This is a genomic window from Trueperaceae bacterium (assembly GCA_031581195.1).
Taxonomy (GTDB): Bacteria; Deinococcota; Deinococci; order Deinococcales; family Trueperaceae; genus SLSQ01.
This window is the reverse complement of the sequence record JAVLCF010000018.1, coordinates 20,581-26,350: the sequence shown is the minus strand read 5'-3', so window position 1 is coordinate 26,350 and position 5,770 is coordinate 20,581. Positions and strand designations below refer to the sequence as shown.

The window sequence follows — 5,770 nt, the reverse complement described above, 5'->3', positions numbered from 1 at the left end:
GGCGTCGCTCACGAACGCCGAGTCTACCGGCTCGCGCCCGCCGCGCGGGTCCGCCCGCCGTCCGGGGGCGCCCCGGGGCGCGCCGGAGGCGGTACGCTGACGCGCGATGGACGCTCCGAAGGGAACGCGCGCCACCGGACGCCGCTTCGGCCTCGCCGCCGCCGCGGAGCGCGACGCGTCGGCCCGCCGACGCCTCGCCGCCGAAGTCCAACGCGCCCGCGTCTGGCTCCCCCTCGCGATCATCGGCATCGTCCTGCTGTTCGAGTTGGGGTTGCTGCCGCAACTCGGGCCCGGGCCGAACCCCTGGGTCCGCCTCGGGTTCTACGCCGTCTTCGGGCCGCTCGCCACGGTCATCACCCTGTCGTGGATCCTCGGGGAGGTGAAGGGGCGCGAACGCGCGCAAGCGGAGCTCGGCGCGACGTACCTCGAGCTGCAACAGAGCCACGACCTGCTCGCCTCGATCCACGCCGTCACCGAACGCTTCGCGCTCGCCGCCGACGTCGAGGAGGCGATCCGGGCGGGCGTCACCGGACTCCGCAAGGCGACGGGCGCGCGCGGCAGCGCGCTGGTGCTCGGGGCGAGCGACCCCGACCTCACCGCGGAGGAGGGCCTCGACGCCGCGGTCCGCGACCGGATCCGGGCGCGCGACGCCCGCATCCGCGGCGGCGGCCTCCCCGACGAGGTGGAGGCGGTCGACGGCGTTCCCCTGCACGTCCTGTCGGCCCCCGTTCGCATCGCCGGGACGATCGAAGGCAGCGTCCACGCCGTCTTCGACGCGCCGCCCGAAGCGACCGCCCGGGACGCCTTCTTCATCCTGGCCGGCGAGTTCGCCTCCGCCCTCGAAGCGACCCGCGGCCGCATGCGCGACCTCCTGACGCTCTTCGAGGTCGACCGCAGCGTCCGCGCCGAAGGCAACCTCGACAACCTCCTGGGCCGGCTCCTCGAGCGCACGATGCAGCGCGTCGACGCGACCGCCGGCGCGGTGTTCCTCGCCGACGACGGGCCGCTGCTGCACCCCAAGGTCGTGCGGCCCGACCGGCCCCTCGCGCCGCTGCGCAGCGGCGAGGACCGCCTCGCGCGCCTCGCGGCGTCGGGCACGCCGCACCTCATCGGCGTCATCGGCGACGAGCTCCGCGCCGAGGGGGGCGGCCTCCTCGCCGACGCCGCCTGCGCGGTCGTCCTGCCGATGACCACCGACGACGACACCCTCGGCGCGCTGGTGTTGGTGCACGACCGGCCCGGCGCCGTCGGGGAGGCGCAACTGCCGTTCCTGGCGTTGCTCGCCGGCCAGGTCGCGACCGCCGTCCGCAACGCCCGCGCCTACCTCGCCAGCGAGGAGGTCGCCATCGGCGAGGAGCGCTCCCGCATCGCCCGCGAGATCCACGACGGCGTCGCGCAATCGTTGGCCTTCGCCGCCCTGAAGGTCGACCTCGCCACCCGTCTCCTGGAGCGCGACGCGGACCGCGCCCGCGAGGAGCTCGGCCTCGCCAAGACCACGGTCCGCGACGCCATCGCCGAACTCCGCCGCAGCATCTTCGCGTTGCGTCCCGTCGACCTCGAGCGCCACGGGTTCGTCGACACCGTCCGGCGTTACGCCGACGACTTCGGCCCGCAGAACGGCGTGCAGGTGGAGGTGGAGATCCAGGACGTCGGCGAGGTCGACGTCCGCGCCGAGGCGATCCTGTTCCGGATCTTCCAGGAGGCGATGCACAACGTCGCCAAGCACGCCGGCGCCCGCGCGGTGACGGTCCGCCTCGGGCGCGACGAGGCGGGACGGACGTTCGTCGACGTGGTCGACGACGGCGCGGGCTTCGACGTCGACGCGGTCCAGGATCGCGTCACGAGCGCCGGGGGGTTGGGCCTCCGGCAGATGCGCGAGCGCGTCGAGGCCCGCGGCGGCACGTTCACCATGACGAGCGCCCCGGGGGAGGGGACGCGCGTGCGCGCCGCGCTCGGCTGACGCGGTCCCCGGGGGGCGCCCGCCCCCGGTCGCCGCGGAGGTCCCCACGACGAAGGCCGCCCGCGGGGCGGGCGGCCGACGACCGGTGCGGAGGCGCGCGGAGCGCCGGACCGGGTTACTTGCGGTAGCTGCTGCCGAAGCGCTTCTGGAACTTCTCGACGCGCCCTTCGGTGTCGATGAAGCGCTGCTGGCCGGTGAAGAACGGGTGGTTGCCGGACCACACGTCGACGTGGATCTCCGGCTTGGTGCTGTACGTCTCCAGCACGACCTCGCCGTCACAGATCACCTTCGCGGGCACCATCTTGGGGTGAATGTCCTTCTTCATGCCTCTCCTCGCGGGCCGGGACCGGCCGGTCGCCCGGGCGGGCCGGGACGGGGGTGGGATCGGGCCGCGCGGCGCGCGGCGAGCACCGGAGTGTAGCAGGCCGCCGCGGCGCCTGTCACCCTCCACGCGGCGGGGGTGCGCCCGCGCCCCTCAGGCGGCCTGCGCGTCGCGCACCTGCCGCTGCAGGCGCCGCAGCATCCCCTCCATGCCGCGCAGGCGGAGGGGACTGATCAGGTCGGTGAGGCCCAACCGGCCGGCGACGTCGGTCGGGACCGCCAGCACCTCGTCCACCGTGCGCCCGTCGAGGCCGGCGGCGAGGATCGACGCGAACCCGCGGGTGGTCGGCGCCTCCTCGGGGGCGTCGAACCAGACGCGCACCGCACCGTCCGCCACCTCGCTGGCGAGGAACAACGGCGTCTGGCACTCCTCGACCTTCTCGAAGCGGTCCTCCGCCCCCGCGAGGGCGTCGGGCAGGGGCGGGAGGTTCTGCGCGTACTCCAGCAACAGCGGCAGACGCAAACTGGACGGCGCCCCCGCGAACTGATCGATCACGTGTTGCAGCGAACTCGGAACGCTCATGCCGTCCAGCGTAGCCGCCCGACGGCCGACGCGACGTGGTCCGGGCTGCGCCCGGCCGGGGCGCGAGCCGGTGCTATCCTCCGCGGCGTGCCCGGCCTCCTCGATCCGCTCCCCCTCCGCGTCAGCGGGCCGGTCGACGCCCGCGTCACGGTCCCCGGCTCGAAGTCCATCACCAACCGCGCGCTGGCCGTCGCCGCCCTCGCCGACGGCGTCAGCGACCTCGAGGGCGCCCTCGTCGCCGAGGACCGCGACGTGATGGAGCGCGCCCTGCGGACGCTCGGCATCGACGTCGAGTCGGACGGGACGAAGCTCCGCGTGCACGGCCAAGGGGGGCGCGTGCCCAGCGACCGCGCCGACCTCGACCTGCGCCTGTCGGGGACCGCCATCCGCTTCCTCGCCGCCCTCGTCGCCCTCGGGCACGGCGTCTACACGCTCGATGGGACCGACCGCATGCGGGAACGCCCGATCGGCGACCTGCTCGACGCCCTCCGGCAGCTCGGCGTCGATGCGCGCGACGTGCGCGGGACCGGCTGTCCGCCGGTCCGCATCGACGCCGACGGCCTCCCCGGCGGGCGGGTCCGCGTCCGCGGCGAGCGCTCCTCGCAGTTCCTGTCGGCCCTGTTGATGGCCGCCCCCGCCGCCGACGGACCCCTCGAGATCGAGGTCGACGGCGACCTGGCCAGCCGCCCGTTCGTCGACATGACGCTCGCCGTGATGGCGGCGTTCGGCGTGCGCGTCGAGCGCGACGGCTACGCCCGCTTCGCCGTCGAGCCGGCGACGTACCAGCCACGTACCTACCGCATCGAGCCGGACGCCATGGCGGCCGGCTACTTCTGGGCGGCAGCCGCCGTCACCGGCGGCCGCGTGCGGACGCCCGGCTTCGCCCCGAAGGGCCTGCAGGGCGACCGCCGCCTCCTGGAGGTGCTCGAGGCGATGGGGTGCCGCGTCGAGCAGGCCCCCTCCGGCGTGAGCGTGCAGGGGCCGCCCGCAGGGCGGCTGCAGGGCGGCACCTTCGATCTCGGCGACATGCCCGACCAAGCGCAGACGCTGGCCGTCGTGGGGTTGTTCGCCGATGGGCCGGTGCGGATCGAGAACGTCTGGAACCTCCGGATCAAGGAAACCGACCGCCTCGACGCCACCTCCCGCGAGCTCGCGCGCCTCGGTGCGCGCGTGCAGGAGGAGGACGACGCCCTGACGGTGCATCCGCTCGAGGAGGGGCAACTGCTCGCCCCCGTGGAGATCCGCACGTACGGCGACCACCGCATGGCGATGGCGTTCGCCGTCGCCGGGCTCCGCCTCCCGGACGTCGCGTTGCGCGACCCGGGCGTCGTCGGCAAGACCTACCCCGGCTTTTTCGAGGATTGGGCGACGCTCTACCGCCCGGCGCTATGATGGCGGACGTGTCGAGCGTCGTCACCGTCGACGGTCCCGCCGCGAGCGGCAAATCGAGCGTCGCCACCCGCCTCGCGGAGCACCTCGGCGTCCCCTTCGTCTCCAGCGGCCTGCTCTACCGCGCCGCCGCCTGGCTGGCGCGCGACGGCGTCGACGCGACCGACGCCGACGCGGTCCTGGCGCGCCTCGCGGCGCACGACGTGGCGTTGCACGCCGCCCCCGGCGACAACCGCGTGATCATCGATGGCGCGGACGTCACCGACGCGCTGCACAGCGACGCCGTGGATGCGGCCGTGTCCACCGTCGCGGCGCACCCGGAGGTGCGCGCCTGGACGAACGCCCGGCTCCGGGAGATCGAGGGGCCGTTCGTCGTCGACGGTCGCGACATGGGCCGCGACGTGTTCCCCGACGCCCGCGCGAAGCTCTTCCTGACCGCCCGCCCCGAGGTCCGCGCCGCCCGCCGCGTCGGGGAGCGCGCCGCCGACCTTGCCGCCGTCGCCGACGCGATCCGCAAGCGCGACGCGGGCGACGTCCGGCAGACCGGACCGGCGGAGGACGCCGTCACGATCGACACCAGCGACCTCGACCTCGACGCCGTCGTCGCCCGCGCCCTCGAGGTCGTCGGGCGCCCGTGAGCGCCCCCCGCCCGATCCCCCTCGCGCGGGACCTGCGCCGCGTCGTGGTGCACGCCAGCGTGCACAAGCCCGCCGCCGGCGCGCTCGCCCGCGAGTTCGCCGAGGGGTTCGAACGCCTCGGGGTGGACGTCGTCCTCGGTGGCGACGCCCCCGCCGCCTGGGAGGCGCTCGGGGGCGTCGACCTCGTCGTGTCGGTCGGGGGGGACGGCACCCTCCTGGACGTCGCGCGACGCCTTCGCGGGCGCGACGTTCCGGTGCTCGGCGTGAACGTCGGGAAGCTCGGGTTCCTCGCCGGCTTCGACCCCGCCGCGTTCCGCCGCTACCTGGACGGCGAGGCGCCGACCGCCTGGCGGCGCGACGAGGTGATGCTTCTGCAGGCCCGCGTGAACGGCGGTCCGCCGCACGTCGCGATGAACGACGTCGCGGTCTCCCAGGGCGTCATGACGCGGGTCCTGCAGATCGACACGTGGATCGACGACGAGCACGCCATCGCCTACCGCGCCGACGGATTGGTCGTGGCGACGCCGGTCGGGTCGACCGCCTACTCGTTGTCGCTCGGGGGGCCCATCCTCGCGCGCGACCTTCGCGCCTTCGTCCTGACGCCCATCGCCCCCCACGGCCTCACCCACCGCGCGATCGTGGTCGGAGCGTCGTCGCACCTCGCGTTCGCGGTCGGCGGCCGCGTCGACGAGGTCGCGCTCCTCGTCGACGGGCAGGAACGCATCGACCTGGCGCCCGGCGACCGCGTCGTCGTCGAGGCCGCCCCGGGCGGCGTGACGCTGCTCGGCAGCGGCGCGCTGGGGCCGTACGGCGTCATGCGGGAGAAGCTCGGGTGGGGCGTCGGGCCGGTCCTCACCCCCGAGCCGCGCGACCCCGACG

Annotated in this window: 6 protein-coding genes; 4 read left to right on the top strand and 2 right to left on the bottom strand. The window is 75.2% G+C overall.

The window, feature by feature from the left end; translation table 11 throughout:
• The first annotated feature begins 106 nt into the window (after positions 1–106).
• Positions 107–1,960 (top strand): sensor histidine kinase, encoded by a 1,854-nt coding sequence (locus RI554_03010; protein ID MDR9390977.1) that lies wholly within the window; start codon positions 107–109, stop codon positions 1,958–1,960.
• 115 nt (positions 1,961–2,075) lie between these two features.
• Here RI554_03010 and rpmE read toward each other — a convergent pair whose 3' ends face one another.
• Complete coding sequence (rpmE, locus tag RI554_03005; protein ID MDR9390976.1) at positions 2,076–2,285, bottom strand: 50S ribosomal protein L31; 210 nt, start codon at positions 2,283–2,285, stop codon at positions 2,076–2,078.
• A gap of 150 nt (positions 2,286–2,435) precedes the next feature.
• Positions 2,436–2,864, bottom strand: coding sequence for a SufE family protein (locus RI554_03000; GenBank protein ID MDR9390975.1), 429 nt, complete (start codon positions 2,862–2,864; stop codon positions 2,436–2,438).
• Positions 2,865–2,951: 87 nt separating this feature from the next.
• Here RI554_03000 and aroA point away from each other — a divergent pair, with 87 nt between their 5' ends.
• The 3 genes from aroA to RI554_02985 form a co-directional block, all read left to right on the top strand.
• Positions 2,952–4,256: a 3-phosphoshikimate 1-carboxyvinyltransferase gene (gene aroA / locus RI554_02995; protein ID MDR9390974.1), complete on the top strand. Its 1,305-nt coding sequence runs from the start codon at positions 2,952–2,954 to the stop codon at positions 4,254–4,256.
• An 8-nt stretch (positions 4,257–4,264) separates the two neighbouring features.
• Positions 4,265–4,891, top strand: a complete 627-nt coding sequence (cmk, locus tag RI554_02990; GenBank protein MDR9390973.1) for a (d)CMP kinase — start codon at positions 4,265–4,267, stop codon at positions 4,889–4,891.
• The coding region (locus tag RI554_02985) for an NAD(+)/NADH kinase (protein MDR9390972.1) at positions 4,888–5,770 on the top strand (883 nt) is incomplete at its 3' end. The genes cmk and RI554_02985, both read left to right, overlap by 4 nt.

What these genes read in the sequence shown, in the direction of transcription:
- RI554_03010 (MDR9390977.1), top strand. Translation starts at nt 107, where the DNA reads ATGGACGCTCCGAAGGGAACGCGCGCCACCGGACGCCGCTTCGGCCTC.
- rpmE (MDR9390976.1), bottom strand. Translation starts at nt 2,285, where the DNA reads ATGAAGAAGGACATTCACCCCAAGATGGTGCCCGCGAAGGTGATCTGT.
- RI554_03000 (MDR9390975.1), bottom strand. Translation starts at nt 2,864, where the DNA reads ATGAGCGTTCCGAGTTCGCTGCAACACGTGATCGATCAGTTCGCGGGG.